This window comes from Amazonocrinis nigriterrae CENA67 (genome assembly GCF_016056305.1).
GTDB classification, from domain to species: domain Bacteria; phylum Cyanobacteriota; class Cyanobacteriia; order Cyanobacteriales; family Nostocaceae; genus Amazonocrinis; species Amazonocrinis nigriterrae.
In genome coordinates, this window is sequence record NZ_JAECZC010000086.1 from 151,673 (window position 1) to 165,939 (window position 14,267).

Sequence of the window (14,267 nt, forward strand, 5' to 3'; positions counted from 1 at the left end):
TATTTTTACTATGTTAACTTAGCCAAACTCTTAGTGATGCCATTTGAGTGATCAGCTTTCAGGATAAAAAGCTGCTGCGATCGCTCTCAAAATCCCAAGTCTTAACCTTTAAACTCGGAATGTCATCTTCAGAACTTAACACTTGCTGTTGAGAACTCAAAACATCAAGCTTTTTTCTCAAAAAATAAAGCTCAGAACTCGAAACGCCAAGCTTTTAACTTCAACATCCAAGTTCTGAGCATTAACATTGCACCTCAAAAGTGCAATTATTGAGTTAATTTCTACAATGCTGCTTCTTGAGACTTGACTTTCCGAGGTTTACGGGCGAAACGTTGTCCCATTTCCACAACCACCGCATCTAAACCCGCACCTTGACCACTGGCTTTAGCGTAATTATACACTTGCAACGCCGCTGCATAGGCTTCGCTGCCCACTGCCAGAGAAGTATCATCCACTAACTCTTGTAATTGCGTCAACGATAGCAACAGCGGATACAACGCCTCAAACAACTGTACATCCTTCCGCATCTCTTCCAAGTCAAACGATCGCGGTAAAAACTCCGGGTTCTGTGTCGCCACCTCTAATGCTTTACCAACAAACGCCCGACTCTTATCTCCCATCTTCGGTAAAGCTTTACGCTCTTCTGCACTCAAGTCAATTAAAAATGGTAGCTTTTCTTTAATTGTAGCGATCGCTTGCAACACGGCATCTCTTTCTTTTTGCGCCAGCGTTGCACTAATGGAAGTTCTAGGCATAACAATAACTCTCCAGTATGTTTCTTAAATTTAGAGTGCCCAGATATACAACTAAAATTTAATGCACATTCAGAACGCTCTTGAGCAAGGGAACAGGGGAGATGAGGGAATAATTTCTGCCTTCTGCCTTTTAACAACTGACAACTGACAACTGACAACTGACAGTCAACAGTCATCAGTCATCAACCAACACAATTTTTTCCGCTTTAGCTAGATTTAATTTATAAATAGCCTCTCAAAAAATTGCCAGCTAAGGCAAAAGACTCAAAATGCAGTTTGCTCCCCTATTCCCGTATTTCTACCGCATTCTCCAGCCGACTTTTCCCAACTGTCTTTGGGGTGGCGATCGCAATTCTAAAGCGATCGCTCTCACATTTGATGATGGCCCTCATCCTCAATACACACCCCAATTATTAAAAGTCTTAGACCATTACGACATTAAAGCGAGTTTTTTTTGGTTGGGTGCTTGCGTCAACCGTTCGCCAGAGATTGCTCAGGCAATATGCGATCGTGGACACTGGATAGGTTTGCATGGCTATGATCATCGCTCTTTTCCCATGCTTTCGCCAAATGACCTCAAAGACAGTTTAGAAAAAACCCAAACTGCAATCTACAACGCTTGTAACCTGCTACCTGAAAAAGTACGCGATGTTCGACCACCCAACGGTTTATTTACACCCAAAACATTAAAGTTATTTTTTGAGTGGAATTACCGTCCAGTTATGTGGAGTGTAGTACCTGAAGATTGGGTACTACCAGGAGTTGACACTGTAGTGCAGCGAGTTCTTAACCAAGTACAAAATGGCTCAATGATTGTCTTACATGATGGTGCCTGCGGTGGACAAGATGTTGCTGCAACCACAAAAATTTTGATTCCTCAATTACTACAACAAGGCTCTCAATTTGTGACTGTTGATACTCTATGGCAGTATACAAAAACTAACTAAACCATATTTCACAAGAGAATTCAGAATTTATAAATTTCACGCACAAAACAGAGGAAATCATCGAGGCGTTAATAAAATTATGAAGTACCATACTAGGTTATTGAGTACGCTCTTTGTTCTGAGTACAGGAATGTGGTCACTACCTCAGTTAGGAGCAAATGCAGTTACCTTGGGTAATGGCGCGATCGCTTTTGCCCAACCACCACGTTTAGTTAGTGCTAGTACTCCATACACCGACATCAGTGTTCCAGATACAACATACTATTTCACGCTTGAAGTGCCAGCTACCGCTGGGGAACCATTGCAACAGGTTACTTTTAACCAGATTCAAGGGATTGAAGATATCGAATTCAATCAGAATGATACTTTTGCCTTTGAAGGAACACGCCAGCGCCAAGGAACAAAGTTAGCACTTAAAGCTGTGAAAAATAAGGATCAACAAAATAGCTTCACAGTAACTTTTGACTCTCCCATTCCACCAGGTAAAACGGTGACAATTGGTTTACGAGCTTACTACAATCCCTTTGCTGATGGCATATACTTAATCGGCGTGACGGCGTTTCCTTCCGGTCAGCAAACTGTTGGGCAATTTCTCGGCATTGGTCGCTTGCAATTTTATCAAGACACGTACCCAGATAGTTAATTTCAGTGTTCTGAACTCAGCATAACTACATTCATGGGGTTTGCGATCAGACTGCTCTGTTCTTTGACGTGATCGCCACAGAATCTGCTACTTTAGCCATTAAGGACAAAAATTATACTTGTCCTTAATTTTTTTGGGAAAGTCTTTGGTAGAGAAACTACCAATTTGATAAGAATTATCACTAAATGTTAATAAAATCTTGTTTTTTAACGCAATATGTGCAAATGTCATACTATAATTCTACTGTAAATCGATCGATTTACAGTATTTAATCCTTGCTTAGATAGTTTGTTCAATAAATTCAAAATTTATTGACAAGCAAACTATCAGCATCTACTACAGTCGATTCCGAAGTGATCATGAGAAAGCAGAGACGACTCAGCAATTTAATTGCCAAGCCAAAATCGTTACTTTTAGGTTTGTCTTTAGGGTTAGTGCTAATGATGACAGAGCTTAGCAACCTGATAAATTTACTAAAAGTGGATAAAGTGCCAAGTGCAATCATTAAGACTGGGCGATCGTTTCCTTTCAAAGTTGGAGTGGCAGCAATAATATCTAAAGATATTCTGAAGTTTGTAAACACTAAGCTGGCACAACAGAAAGAATTAGAAATCAAAATTGTCACTTTTAATGGTTGGATACAGCCAAACACAGCTTTGAAATTTCGAGTAATTGATGCCAATTTTTTTCAACTTCAATCTTTCATGAATAATGCTATCAAATAAATCAAAAATAATTTGTTTGATTTCAGCACAGTTACTTGCAGTGCATGTGGTATTTTTCTCAGAAACTTAAATCTCTGAATGAACTAAAAATATAGAAAATTAACAATTTATTAAATTTTTAGCTATTGAAAGATTTTATTAACAAAAAAATTCAGGGCAAATAGTACCTGTATTTTAAATACTGCGAAATTAATAAAAATAAAATCATGACGATATCATTCTGGAATTGGCATGGATTACTAAACTTAAACTATGGTATTAAGGGAGAGCGTAGTCATGTTTTTTGGACAAATTGAAAGAGAATTTTTTTGTGTAGAAATTTGGCCAATGTGGCATAAAAGTAAATTACCTGACCATCTACAGTTCTTATTAGAACAAGAACAACAAGAACAAGTAAAACGCGATATCTGGGAATTAGAAAGCCAAGATATAGGTAATAAATCTATCAATTCGAGTTATGCTAATAACTCTCATCATTCAACAAAAACTTGAGTTATGCCTTAACAACTGGGTGCATCATAATGAGTATGAAAGAGTATACTGCTATGACTACTTTCAGGAAGTTACTGAGACAAATATGTACAGTTTTCGCACTAGCCGCTTGTGTATCTCTGTGCAAAACTCAAACTTCACACAACAAATCAGTTCCTAATTTCTTTCACCTAGCAAGAGAAGGAATCAATATTAATGGCACACCTATTTGAACCATTCAGGATTCGTGAAATCACCTTTCGTAACCGCATCGCCGTGTCACCTATGTGTCAATATTCCAGCACAAACGGCTTTGCTAATGACTGGCACTTGGTTCATTTAGCTTCTCGTGCAGTTGGCGGTGCCGGTTTAGTGATCACAGAGGCTGCTGCTGTTGAGCCTCGTGGACGCATTAGTCCGCAAGATTTGGGAATTTGGTCAGATGCACACATAGAAACTTTAGCGAAAATTGTCGCATTAATTCATAATTTTGGTGCTGTTGCAGGTATTCAACTGGCCCATGCAGGCAGAAAAGCAAGCACTGCTAAACCGAGTAAGGGAGGGAAAGTACTTGATGAATCTCAAGAAGGTTGGCGTCCTCTGGTTTCGAGTAGTGCGATCGCTTTTAGTAAAGAAAGTCCCATACCTGAAGCTTTGAATGTTGAAGGCATTCAGCAAATTATCCAAGCTTTTGTCCAAGCTGCCAAACGTTCTCTAGAAGCTGGTTTCAAAGTCATTGAAATTCATGCAGCTCATGGTTATTTACTACATCAGTTTCTCTCACCTCTGGCTAACCACCGCGAAGATGATTATGGTGGTAGCTTTGAAAACCGTACCCGTCTGTTGAGAGAAGTCGTTGAGAAAGTGCGAGAGGTGTGGCCGGAAACATATCCACTGTTTGTACGCATCTCTGCAACTGATTGGGTGGATAAAGGCTGGGACATCGAACAAAGTATTGCTTTGAGTGACAAACTGAAATCTCTGGGTGTAGATTTAATTGATAGCTCTTCAGGGGGAATTATACCGGGTATTAATATACCAGTTAAACCTGGTTATCAAACTCAATTTGCTGAACGTATCCGCCGTGAAGCAAATATTTATACAGGTGCAGTTGGCTTAATTACATCTCCACAACAAGCTGATCAAATTGTTCGTACAGAAGTAGCTGATATAGTTTTGTTGGGACGTGAACTACTTCGCAATCCTTACTGGCCTCATTTAGCAGCCAAACAGTTAGGACATGAAAAACTCTGGCCAGTTCAGTATGATCGAGCTTGGTTGTGATACTGTTTATTAGCTATTAACTAAAAGCGGAGCATCTTTAACTCCGCTTTTGACTAATGAAGTCAGTGAAGAAACTTTAAGCTATTAGGTTGGACGTTTGGGAAAGTAAACCTTAAGTAGCGGTCTTTTTACCTTGGGTGTGATGGTCTACCCCTACTTCTTATATACAAGGGTGTGTTATGGGCCTATCGTCACTCTTATAGCAGTTCAAGTTTGGCCTCGATAATTTGAAATCATTGTCTAGTCCAAATTAGCAGATCTACTGTACCCAAAGAAGGCAAAGTAAGCTGTTGGATTTAAAATAATGGATAACTTGAATAAAAGTCCCCTATGAGTATTAGTCTCACTCCTGATCAAGAACGCTTTATTCAAACCAAGCTGGAAGCTGGAAAATACCGTTCTGCGGAAGAACTCCTTGAAATCGCCCTGCGGTTGCTTGATGAATATGATCGCGCCGATGCTGAATGGATCGAAGATGTGCGAGAAAAAATTGATCAGGCGATCGCAGCATCAGACCACACCGCACCTGTTGACGGCGAGACTTTCGTAAACCAAATTTTAGAGCGATTTCAGCAAACACATTAGGCACAAGAATGAGTCGCTACTTCATAAATATTTTGCTAAAAAATCTAAGTGGAATGATTGCAAACTCACAAGCGATCGCAGCAGCACAAATCAAGGTCTAATCTTTAGACTTGCCAGTCCTCTTCCCTTAGTGATCTGAGGTTCAAACTACAGGGAGATGTAAGTAATACTCACTTTTTATTTATAGTGTTAAGTAGTGTTGCTTTATTTAGGAGAATATACTCGTGCATTTATTCATGCAAGCAGCAGATTCAGTTGCAACAGGTGGAGGTCATTTTCCTTTTGCCTTCACTTTGGTATACGTAGTTGGTTTTATTGCTGCTGTAACTATTGGTTCAATTGCCTGGTACAACTCTAAGCGTCCTCCTGGTTGGGAAGATAAAGAACGTCCTAGCGTTGTACCCAAGGTGCAAAAAGAAGAAACTCCGGGTTTGGGTGAACCGAAGTCATAAATTAGTGCTGAGTTCTGAGTTGTGAGTGCTGAGTTGAAACTTGTCTTACCAACTCATAACTCTTAACTCATAACTCATAACTATCCGTTAATTTTGTACTTCAACCCAACGACGATACAGCTTTTGAATTTGTTTGAGCAAAGCAGTATAAGCTGGTTGGTTGGAATCATTTAACTTACCTAACTCCTGTAGTTTCGTCAGGAGTCTTGCTTCTTCGATCGCCACATCGCCATCGCTGTAAATCAAGCCACTGATGGCTTCAATGAGATTTTCGTAATCTTCAACGCTAGGGCGATCGCCTAAATATTCTTTCACCCATGCATAGCACTCTTTTGGCTGGACAGGAACTAATTCGTACAGCCAAGGCTTAATTTCTGGATCGGTTGCCAAACCTTTGGCTTGAGCGATTTCGCGCAGATATTGCCGTTCCTCTGGCTGGATTCTGCCATCAATCCAGGCGGCTCCAATTAAGATCTTAACTAAGTTTTTGACGTTGGAATCGGTAACCATTGCTGCCTCCTCTGGTAGATTCGGGGCTTTCACCAAATCGTACAATCACAAACAGTATTCACCCGGAAACGTTGGTTTTTCTTAAGCGCACGATGAAAAAGCCATCCATGTTGTGGTGATGGGGCCAAACTTTCAGCCAGCCTTGTGGCGTAGAATAAGCAGAGTAAGGGGAATCAGCCTGAAGTGGCTCAATTTGCCAATTAGGATTTTCAGCTAAAAATGCGGTAATTACACCTTCATTTTCTGCCGGATGCAATGTACATGTGGCATAAACTAGGATACCATTTGCCTTGACAAAACGAGATGTATGTGCAATGAGTTCCTTTTGCAAAACCGAGAGTTCCTGAACCGATTCTGGTGTTTGTCGCCAACGTGCATCCGCGTGACGGTGCAGGGTTCCCAAACCTGAACACGGTGCATCTAGTAATACGCGGTCAGCAGTATTGTAAAATTGGGGTAAGTTACGGCTGTCGCCAGTGCAAATTTCAATAGATTGCAAATTTAGCCGCCTAGCATTTTCTTGAAGTTTGCGAAGACGAGAAGCTGTGCGATCGCAAGCCCGAATTTTCCCCTCATCCTTGATTAATTCAGCTATGTGAGTTGTTTTACCGCCTGGTGCTGCACAAACATCAATAATTAATTCACCTGGTTGTGGGTCAAGCAAATGGCCTACTAACTGAGCGCTACTATCTTGTACAGACCACCAACCCTCGCTAAAACCCGGTAGATTTTGAATTGGCCCGGTGCTACCAATCAATCGTAAAGCTTGAGGCAAATTGGGAATCCGCCTGACTAAAATACCAGCTGATTGCAATGCTGCCTCAACTGCCTCTAAGTTAGTACGAAGTGGATTAATTCGCAAATCGATAGTTGGTGTTTGGTTCATCCATTCACACAGCTTTTCTGTCTCAGCAAAACCAAGTTGTTCTAACCACACTTGAATAATCCAGTCAGGAAAGCTGTGTAAAATACCCAACCTTTGTACTGGGTTTTCTGGGAGTTGTAGAGGGAGATGGGAATTGAAAATTGAGGAAACGTTCCCCTTGTCTTGTTCTACAAGGCGGAGATACTGGCGCAATAGACCATTTACAAAACCAGTTAGTCCAGAAAAACCATTTTCTCTAGCTAGTTCTACTGTGGTATTTACAGCAGCTGAAACAGGAATACGTTCTTGATAGCAAAGTTGGTATAAACCTAGATTGAGGATGGTGCGGAGGTCTTTCGGTTGTTGGTGTGATTTCTTTTTGGCAAGTTGATCAATCAGGGCATCGAGAGTACGCTGCCTTCTGACGCTACCATAAACTAATTCTGTCACCAGACGGCGATCGCTATCAGGCAAATTCACCTTTTGCAACACTCTGTCTAAGGCAACATCAGCATAAGCTCCTTTGTGAACTTCTCGCAAGGCAATCAAAGCTATTTGACGGGGGTTTGTCATGAAATTGTTAAACTATTATGTTTTGAGTCTCTCTTGTTAGGTAATTTGATTTGAATTTTTGAAACAATTTTTCTATATTTTGACAATTTTTAGCATTTTTACAATTAAAGCAATGAATAATGAATTATCAATTATCACTGCTACTTATAACCGCCCTGAAAAATTTAAGACTATTTGTCTTGCGAGTATTCTATCACAAAGCCAGAAAAATTTTGAATGGGTAATCGTTAACGATGGGGCAGATCAAGAAACCAGAAAGATAATAGAGGAAATCAAATCGCCTATTTCTATCAATTACATTGAAACACCTCATCAAGGACTGTGCAAATCTAGAAATTTAGGCTTAGAGTACGCTTCAAGAGAATTAGTTGGATTTCTGGATGACGATAATCAAATTTATAACAATTACGTAGAACAAATAATTATTCATTTTCAAGATAATCCTCACATTTTCATGGCTATGCCAATTCAAGACCGCCGTCGAGATGTTTATAGAGAAGGAAAGTTGGTCAGGAAAGGCAAAGAATTTATTAGTCCTAAACCAGAAGCTAGCAATGAAGATTTTGTTAGAGGAAGAGCCATTTTTGATAGTAATGGATTCGTTCATCACCAGAACGAACGAATCAGGTTTAATGAGAATTTACTTATTTTGTCAGATTTTGAGTATTTACTTCAATGTTTTAGTGAATGGGGATTTGACTCTTTTCTTTTACTGAAACAGCATTTAGTTCGCTACATTCAGACCAGTGATGGAATTATTGGACAATCAAAATGGCAAGATTGGTTAAAAGATACAGAATATCTTTGGAAAAATCGCTCGCAATACAAAATCTTTTCTATTCTAGACCCAAGCGACTGGCTACCACAATCAATTGCAGAAATTAAAAGAAAAATTGAAAATAATGAAAAAATACCTGGATTTTCAGAGTAATTATGATTCAGGGCTAGGCAAGTGTCATCAATAACCCACATTACCTTTAATATGGTAGGGTGCGTTATGGACAGAACGTCCTAACGCACCAAAAGTCAGTGATGGTGCGTTGTGTAAGTTGTAATTTTACTTAGTACCTTAATGCTTAAGAAAATTAATTTATCATCCATACAGCAAAGTGATGAGTGCTAAGTGCTGAGTAAAAAGCAAGTTATTTCAAGGCTTTGAGCAATCACCACTGTCCTAAACTATGCTTCGACTGCTATAAAAATCTAGTAGCCACAAATTATTAATAAAAACCAAATTACCGACTTATTAGATAAGTCGGTAATCTGGAGATTTCACTGCTATATTGCTGCTATCAAGAAATATATGGCTCTACACTCCTGATTTCAAACTCACAGGCTCTAGAAACTGCTTCTGGGGGTAATTCATCAAAACTAACTAATCGTAAATAACTGGGGTTAGCCATTAGTTCTTTCGCTAATAAATACCCAGTAATTGACCAAGTTTGATACTTTCTGGCTTGTTTGCCAATTAATCGCCCTTTCTTACCATCGTAATACTCTGGCCATTCATCTTCACCGAGGCGTGCTTGAGCAATTTCAATCGCCTTTGCTGCTAGATTTGTTCTTTTGGTTTTCACAGATGCGGCTGCTAACATCCACATTAAGACAGGCCAACTTCCAGCATTATGATACGACCAAGGTATATTTTTCGGGTCACATCCTGTAACAATTCTATATTCTTCGTCTTCCAAAGCTGGAAAACAAATTTTCATAGGCATATCTCCCACTAAATCATCCCATCTTTCTTCGATGAGAGTCATAATTGCTTGGGATTGTTCTTCTGTAGCCAGGTCAGAAATAATCGCCATTAAGTTACCAAGTGTGAAGAAGCGAGTATCTAGCTGAGATGGCCCGACATTACCTGCTAAATAACCGCCTTTTCTTGGCAACCACTTGTCTAATTCATAATAGGGAAGAGAGTCTACGTATATATTGAATAAATTGACTGCTGTTTTACCATACTCTTCACTTTTAAAGCGATAAATTGCATTTAAGCGATTAATATCTATCCAATAATGTTGGCGAATATGACCACATAAAAGAGGCAAGCGGTTATCAATTGCTGCCACAATATCTTGATTGCCTTGACAAATTAGCATTTCGCGGGCAGCACGCAATGCAGCATAAAATAAAACTTGTAACTCTAATGGATGACCGTATATACCCATACGTCGGTCAATCATACAAGCGCCATCTGGAACTAACAGCGTCGGATACATATCGAAGCGGTTAGCAAGGCAAATTTCCATGATTAACCTGATACCGTTTTGGAATTCAGGTTGATATGCTAGAGAAAAATCTTTTGTGGCGATCGCGTAAGCACGTAGTAAAATAATCCACCATAAACATGAATCAACTGGTGTCACTCTGGCGATCGCGTGTTCACCAAAATCTGCCTCTAAATATTCTTCTCCGTTATCACATAACACTTTGAAACTAGCTGGTATTAATCCTCTACCAGGCTTATAGGCATCTAATTGCCTTTCCTTTGGTTGTAATTTTAATGTTTCTTCTAGAAAATTACGAACAATATCCGTTCTACCTTTAAGAAGAAATATCAAGGCTGAAGAGACAAAATCACGGATAAAGCACTGGTCGTAATTGAGTGCTTCTGTAGATACATCATAGGCAGCTACAGTACCAACAGGACGCCCTTGATAATAAATAATCGACCGTTCTAGCGCTCTCCAAGCTGCTTCTTCTGTATTTTGATTTGTTAGTAATTCATTAATTTGCATCGCCACAGTAGCTCCATTTAGGGTGTTAATTTATAGTAGATGCACCCTCTTTATCTTGTTTACGCTATTTTTATCTTAACAAAGACAATTTTTTAAATAGCAAATATCAGTTGAAAAAATATTTAGCCACAAACATCTTTAACTGCTAGTTTTAATATGATCATGACTTACGCCTTGACAAAAGTTTAGTTATGTGGATATAACCTAAATTCCTATTGAAGTTGTATTAGGATAAATTGCTGACTCTCCTGTAAATCCTAGTTGTTCCATACTTTGAGCTATTGAAAAACCACATATTGAGAATATGTGGCAAAAATAAGGAACTTATAAGAAAGTTGTAAAAAATTAGTGTTACAGTTTTTCCAAACACACGAAAGTCTATTTGTACATTGCATAAGTCCTAATGGCTGAACTAACAATTAATTAGTTTTTAATTCATCAGTTTTTTGGATGTTTAGAGCTAACTGTCTTTTCACCTCTAGCCATCAAAGCATTTTTAAAACAGTTGAGCAAGATATATGTTTAAATTAACTACTGTCCCATATTTATATATAGAACTTCGCTAAATAAAAACCTATCTTTGCACTGTTCAAAGCTTTCGTAAAGCTGAGACTGATGCTAGTATATTTATTTACTAGTATTTAGTTGTTGAGGCTAAAAACTAAATTATTCCCCTATTGCTTAATAATCTATAACCTTTTGTAAATTTCTGCAACAGAAATAAATTAAAACTTTTTTAACTTGTCAATACTCCAAGGAGTGATATTTTATCCTATTGACGCGTAACAAGTAAGATTGCTCAAGTTAGCAATAATTTGAGTGCGATCGTGTTTAGGGTTCTCTGGTAGTTGTAGAGATTTGAAGAGGAACGAACCATAGAGGCGCAGAGAAGCCAGTGCGTTGCGGGGGTTTCCCCCCGTTGAAGCAACTGGCGCGACACAGAGAAAGACAGAGAAAGAGTAATTTGCTGTCAGATGAGCAATGCATTTAATTCCATCATTGCTGCTGAATAGGCATCCATCTCTAAGATTTTCTCTTCCATTCGCTGAAAAACTTTTACTGGTGTTTCGGCATTTTCAGATTTGTTTAATAGCTTGACAATACCATAAGCGGCGAGTCCAACCACTGCACCAACTCCTACTATAGGTACTGTACCAACGCCAAACGCCAGACCAATTTTTGGTGCTACTATTCCCATACTGCCAACAAATATATAAAATGTAAGCAGGTAAATTATCAACTGAAAACTAATTAGATAAATAACCTTTTTTTTGCAGAGTTTCTTGTAAAAACTCAGCATATTTTACAGCATCACTACTTTTCAGGTGAACTCCATCGCCTGTTACCCAATCTGTTTTTAATGAATCAGGTAACCACTCATAATTATTTTTAGGAAAAAGATTTCTTATTAGTTGCTGGATTTGCTTCTCTCTGGGACTCTCAATAACCTCTTGTTCCCTTGGTACATCAAATAAAACAACTTTTATACTACCTTTCCTAATTTCTGATATTTGATTCTGTATAAAATTAGCACCTTTTATTAAGGAATCTATTTCTTCTTGGTTTAATAACTTGCTATTTGTTTGTACTGCTCTTTTTACAATATTTTTCTCCAATTCTGATTGAATAGTTTTTTGTTGTACATTTACAGTTTCATTATCATCACCCTTAATTTTTTTTAATTTAGTTACAAAAATACTGATTGGTCTATATTCTGCTCGAAACATTGAAAAGTAAAGACGACTCAAGTATGATACTGGATATGAAAAAGATTTTATGAGATCCGCATTCATTTTTCTAGAAATAGTTCCGTTCAATTCTACTAGTACTAAACTTGGCTTTGTCTTCCTAAGTTTAACTAGCTCTAACCCTGTTACAGAAGAATCTCCGCGTATACCTAAGTTAAATAGATTGGAACCAATGTCATTAACCGGAATATTAGCAATCATAGAACTACCAACTACAACAAATTTTGTCTTTGCTTCGTCACCGTAAAAATATCTTTCTGCTCTAATTAGATTACTTTCCTGTTGAGCAATTCCTTCATGGGGAGTTAGAAAATTGCACCAAATCAATATTTGATATACGGCTAATACAACAATAGCAACAATAATTGGACGTAATATATAAATCCCGTTAGATTTAAACGAGGATTGATAATTTTTAGAATTGGAAGTAAATAAACTCATTTGAACCACCACTATTTAAAATAATCATTATTAACATGATTACTAATATCCATTCTTTAATTATGGATATTATTCCATTTTCTTTAATTCTCAAATTATTAGCATTAGTAATTGTAGGAAAATGAGGAATATGATAAATAATAACTGGTAAAGAAAAAATTATAACTGGCAATATCAAACTGAACTTGGGTTTAACCTGAGAGTTGGAGAATAAACTGATCATAAAACTGACTGCCTGATCAAATTCAGGTAATTTAAATAAAAGCCATCCCAATGATACAAAAGTAAACACAGCAAATACACGGATAAAATCTCTAAATAACTGTTGCCAGATAGGTTTTGCATATTGCTGATTTTTTTTAGGTTTTTCGTGTAAACCTAAAAGGCGTTCTATTACTAGGCCTAATCCATGAAAAATACCCCAAATAGCATAACTCCAGGCAGCTCCATGCCATAATCCACCCAACGTCATAACAATCAACAAATTAAAATATGTTCTAACTTTACCCTTTCTATTACCTCCAAGAGGAAAATATAGATAATCTCTTAGCCAAGTCGATAACGAAATATGCCAACGCCGCCAGAATTCAGCAATGGAGCAAGAAATATAGGGGTAATTGAAGTTTTGTGGCAACGTGTATCCCAAAGCAGCAGCTAGACCAATAGCGATTAGAGAATAACCAGCAAAATCCGCAAAGATTTGCATCGAATAACCGAAAAGCAAAAATAAATTAGTGATTGTTCCTGTATCCAAGAAGTAGGGATAAGTTATCCAAAATGTGTAGTCTTTCAAGTTATCAGCTACTACCATCTTCAAGAAGTAACCGGTAGTTAGTGAAGAAAAAACAATATTCCAAGGAATATCTTTAAAGTATTTAGGGCTAATTTGTGGATAAACTTCATTTGCCTTCAAAATAGGCCCAGCAATTAAATGGGGGAAAAAAGTAATAAAAAATGACGTATTAAGTAAATAATCTATTAATTTATAATTAGAGTAAATGGTCTTTTGTACTGTAGTTTCATTGCTAGTATTTTCTTTTTGTTTCAAAACATCTATTAAAAGGCTAATGCCTTCAAAAGTATAGAAAGAAATACCTATTGGTAATGGTAAATGTAAAAGTATATCTAAAATTGAATTAGTTGATGTAGATATATTAAAATTATCAATAAATAGATGTGTAAGTAGTGATCCATACTTAAATAATGCCAGAATTCCTAAATTAACTATTACACCTCCAGCAGCCCATAATAGACGCTGATTTCTAGTATTGAACTTAGTGACTTGGTAACTACTAATCGAATTGATAATAATGGATATAAGAAGTAGATTGAGCAACCAAGGAGAAGTCCAAGCATAAAAAATAAAACTAGTGACTACTAAAATTAGAACCTGTATGTTCCGAAATAATGACACGTAATAAACAAAAAAAGTTAAAAAGAAGAAGATGACAAATGTTGAGCTATTGAACAGCATATTGATTATTTGTTATTTTCTCAAAGATATAGTCAATCCTGGCTTTATCTGGATTA

Annotated in this window: 16 protein-coding genes; 8 read left to right on the plus strand and 8 right to left on the minus strand. The window is 37.6% G+C overall.

Annotation, left to right across the window (positions count from 1 at the left end; all coding sequences use genetic code 11):
* Positions 1-58: 58 nt before the first annotated feature.
* Positions 59-181, minus strand: a complete 123-nt coding sequence (locus I8748_RS35895; RefSeq protein ID WP_263977000.1) for a hypothetical protein — start codon at positions 179-181, stop codon at positions 59-61.
* 100 nt (positions 182-281) lie between these two features.
* Entirely contained in the window at positions 282-755 is a 474-nt protein-coding gene (locus tag I8748_RS29155) for a hypothetical protein (RefSeq protein ID WP_198127980.1), read from the minus strand.
* A gap of 269 nt (positions 756-1,024) precedes the next feature.
* Here I8748_RS29155 and I8748_RS29160 point away from each other — a divergent pair, with 269 nt between their 5' ends.
* From I8748_RS29160 to psb35, 7 genes are all read left to right on the plus strand, one after another.
* Positions 1,025-1,702: a polysaccharide deacetylase family protein gene (locus I8748_RS29160; protein ID WP_198127981.1), complete on the plus strand. Its 678-nt coding sequence runs from the start codon at positions 1,025-1,027 to the stop codon at positions 1,700-1,702.
* A 79-nt stretch (positions 1,703-1,781) separates the two neighbouring features.
* A complete protein-coding gene (locus I8748_RS29165; protein WP_198127982.1) occupies positions 1,782-2,345 on the plus strand; it encodes a DUF2808 domain-containing protein in 564 nt (187 codons plus the stop codon).
* Positions 2,346-2,656: 311 nt separating this feature from the next.
* Positions 2,657-3,070, plus strand: a complete 414-nt coding sequence (locus tag I8748_RS29170) for a MetQ/NlpA family ABC transporter substrate-binding protein (RefSeq protein ID WP_214662797.1) — start codon at positions 2,657-2,659, stop codon at positions 3,068-3,070.
* Between the two features lie 252 nt (positions 3,071-3,322).
* Positions 3,323-3,562 carry a hypothetical protein gene (locus I8748_RS29175; RefSeq protein ID WP_214662798.1) on the plus strand — a complete coding sequence of 80 codons (240 nt, stop codon included), beginning with the start codon at positions 3,323-3,325 and terminating at the stop codon, positions 3,560-3,562.
* 195 nt (positions 3,563-3,757) lie between these two features.
* Complete coding sequence (gene namA, locus I8748_RS29180; RefSeq protein WP_198127985.1) at positions 3,758-4,825, plus strand: NADPH dehydrogenase NamA; 1,068 nt, start codon at positions 3,758-3,760, stop codon at positions 4,823-4,825.
* Positions 4,826-5,155: 330 nt separating this feature from the next.
* Positions 5,156-5,410, plus strand: coding sequence for a ribbon-helix-helix domain-containing protein (locus I8748_RS29185; protein WP_198127986.1), 255 nt, complete (start codon positions 5,156-5,158; stop codon positions 5,408-5,410).
* A gap of 224 nt (positions 5,411-5,634) precedes the next feature.
* A complete protein-coding gene (psb35, locus tag I8748_RS29190) occupies positions 5,635-5,862 on the plus strand; it encodes a photosystem II assembly protein Psb35 (protein WP_198127987.1) in 228 nt (75 codons plus the stop codon).
* A gap of 87 nt (positions 5,863-5,949) precedes the next feature.
* Here the strand turns inward: psb35 and I8748_RS29195 are convergent, their stop codons facing one another.
* Together I8748_RS29195 and I8748_RS29200 are read right to left on the minus strand one after the other, a co-directional pair.
* Positions 5,950-6,372 carry a tellurite resistance TerB family protein gene (locus I8748_RS29195; RefSeq protein ID WP_198127988.1) on the minus strand — a complete coding sequence of 141 codons (423 nt, stop codon included), beginning with the start codon at positions 6,370-6,372 and terminating at the stop codon, positions 5,950-5,952.
* 58 nt (positions 6,373-6,430) lie between these two features.
* On the minus strand, positions 6,431-7,810 hold the full coding sequence (locus tag I8748_RS29200; RefSeq protein ID WP_198127989.1) for a 16S rRNA (cytosine(967)-C(5))-methyltransferase: 1,380 nt from the start codon (positions 7,808-7,810) through the stop codon (positions 6,431-6,433).
* A 112-nt stretch (positions 7,811-7,922) separates the two neighbouring features.
* Here I8748_RS29200 and I8748_RS29205 point away from each other — a divergent pair, with 112 nt between their 5' ends.
* Positions 7,923-8,741, plus strand: coding sequence for a glycosyltransferase family A protein (locus I8748_RS29205; protein WP_198127990.1), 819 nt, complete (start codon positions 7,923-7,925; stop codon positions 8,739-8,741).
* Positions 8,742-9,102: 361 nt separating this feature from the next.
* Here I8748_RS29205 and I8748_RS29210 read toward each other — a convergent pair whose 3' ends face one another.
* From I8748_RS29210 to I8748_RS29225, 4 genes are all read right to left on the minus strand, one after another.
* On the minus strand, positions 9,103-10,548 hold the full coding sequence (locus I8748_RS29210) for a glycoside hydrolase 100 family protein (RefSeq protein WP_198127991.1): 1,446 nt from the start codon (positions 10,546-10,548) through the stop codon (positions 9,103-9,105).
* Between the two features lie 970 nt (positions 10,549-11,518).
* Positions 11,519-11,746, minus strand: a complete 228-nt coding sequence (locus I8748_RS29215) for a PspA/IM30 family protein (RefSeq protein ID WP_198127992.1) — start codon at positions 11,744-11,746, stop codon at positions 11,519-11,521.
* Between the two features lie 49 nt (positions 11,747-11,795).
* The gene (locus I8748_RS29220; protein WP_198127993.1) at positions 11,796-12,737 is read right to left on the minus strand and encodes a hypothetical protein; all 942 of its coding nucleotides are present in this window, start codon (positions 12,735-12,737) and stop codon (positions 11,796-11,798) included.
* Positions 12,712-14,151 (minus strand): MBOAT family O-acyltransferase, encoded by a 1,440-nt coding sequence (locus tag I8748_RS29225; protein ID WP_214662799.1) that lies wholly within the window; start codon positions 14,149-14,151, stop codon positions 12,712-12,714. Before I8748_RS29225 ends, I8748_RS29220 begins: the two co-directional genes overlap by 26 nt.
* Positions 14,152-14,267: the final 116 nt, after the last annotated feature.

Excerpts from the sequence above, each read along its gene's own strand:
- I8748_RS29155 (WP_198127980.1), bottom strand. The coding sequence starts at position 755 with ATGCCTAGAACTTCCATTAGTGCAACGCTGGCGCAAAAAGAAAGAGAT.
- I8748_RS29160 (WP_198127981.1), top strand. The coding sequence starts at position 1,025 with ATGCAGTTTGCTCCCCTATTCCCGTATTTCTACCGCATTCTCCAGCCG.
- I8748_RS29165 (WP_198127982.1), top strand. The coding sequence starts at position 1,782 with ATGAAGTACCATACTAGGTTATTGAGTACGCTCTTTGTTCTGAGTACA.
- I8748_RS29175 (WP_214662798.1), top strand. The coding sequence starts at position 3,323 with ATGGTATTAAGGGAGAGCGTAGTCATGTTTTTTGGACAAATTGAAAGA.
- namA (WP_198127985.1), top strand. The coding sequence starts at position 3,758 with ATGGCACACCTATTTGAACCATTCAGGATTCGTGAAATCACCTTTCGT.
- I8748_RS29185 (WP_198127986.1), top strand. The coding sequence starts at position 5,156 with ATGAGTATTAGTCTCACTCCTGATCAAGAACGCTTTATTCAAACCAAG.
- I8748_RS29195 (WP_198127988.1), bottom strand. The coding sequence starts at position 6,372 with ATGGTTACCGATTCCAACGTCAAAAACTTAGTTAAGATCTTAATTGGA.
- I8748_RS29200 (WP_198127989.1), bottom strand. The coding sequence starts at position 7,810 with ATGACAAACCCCCGTCAAATAGCTTTGATTGCCTTGCGAGAAGTTCAC.
- I8748_RS29205 (WP_198127990.1), top strand. The coding sequence starts at position 7,923 with ATGAATAATGAATTATCAATTATCACTGCTACTTATAACCGCCCTGAA.
- I8748_RS29210 (WP_198127991.1), bottom strand. The coding sequence starts at position 10,548 with ATGCAAATTAATGAATTACTAACAAATCAAAATACAGAAGAAGCAGCT.
- I8748_RS29215 (WP_198127992.1), bottom strand. The coding sequence starts at position 11,746 with ATGGGAATAGTAGCACCAAAAATTGGTCTGGCGTTTGGCGTTGGTACA.
- I8748_RS29220 (WP_198127993.1), bottom strand. The coding sequence starts at position 12,737 with ATGAGTTTATTTACTTCCAATTCTAAAAATTATCAATCCTCGTTTAAA.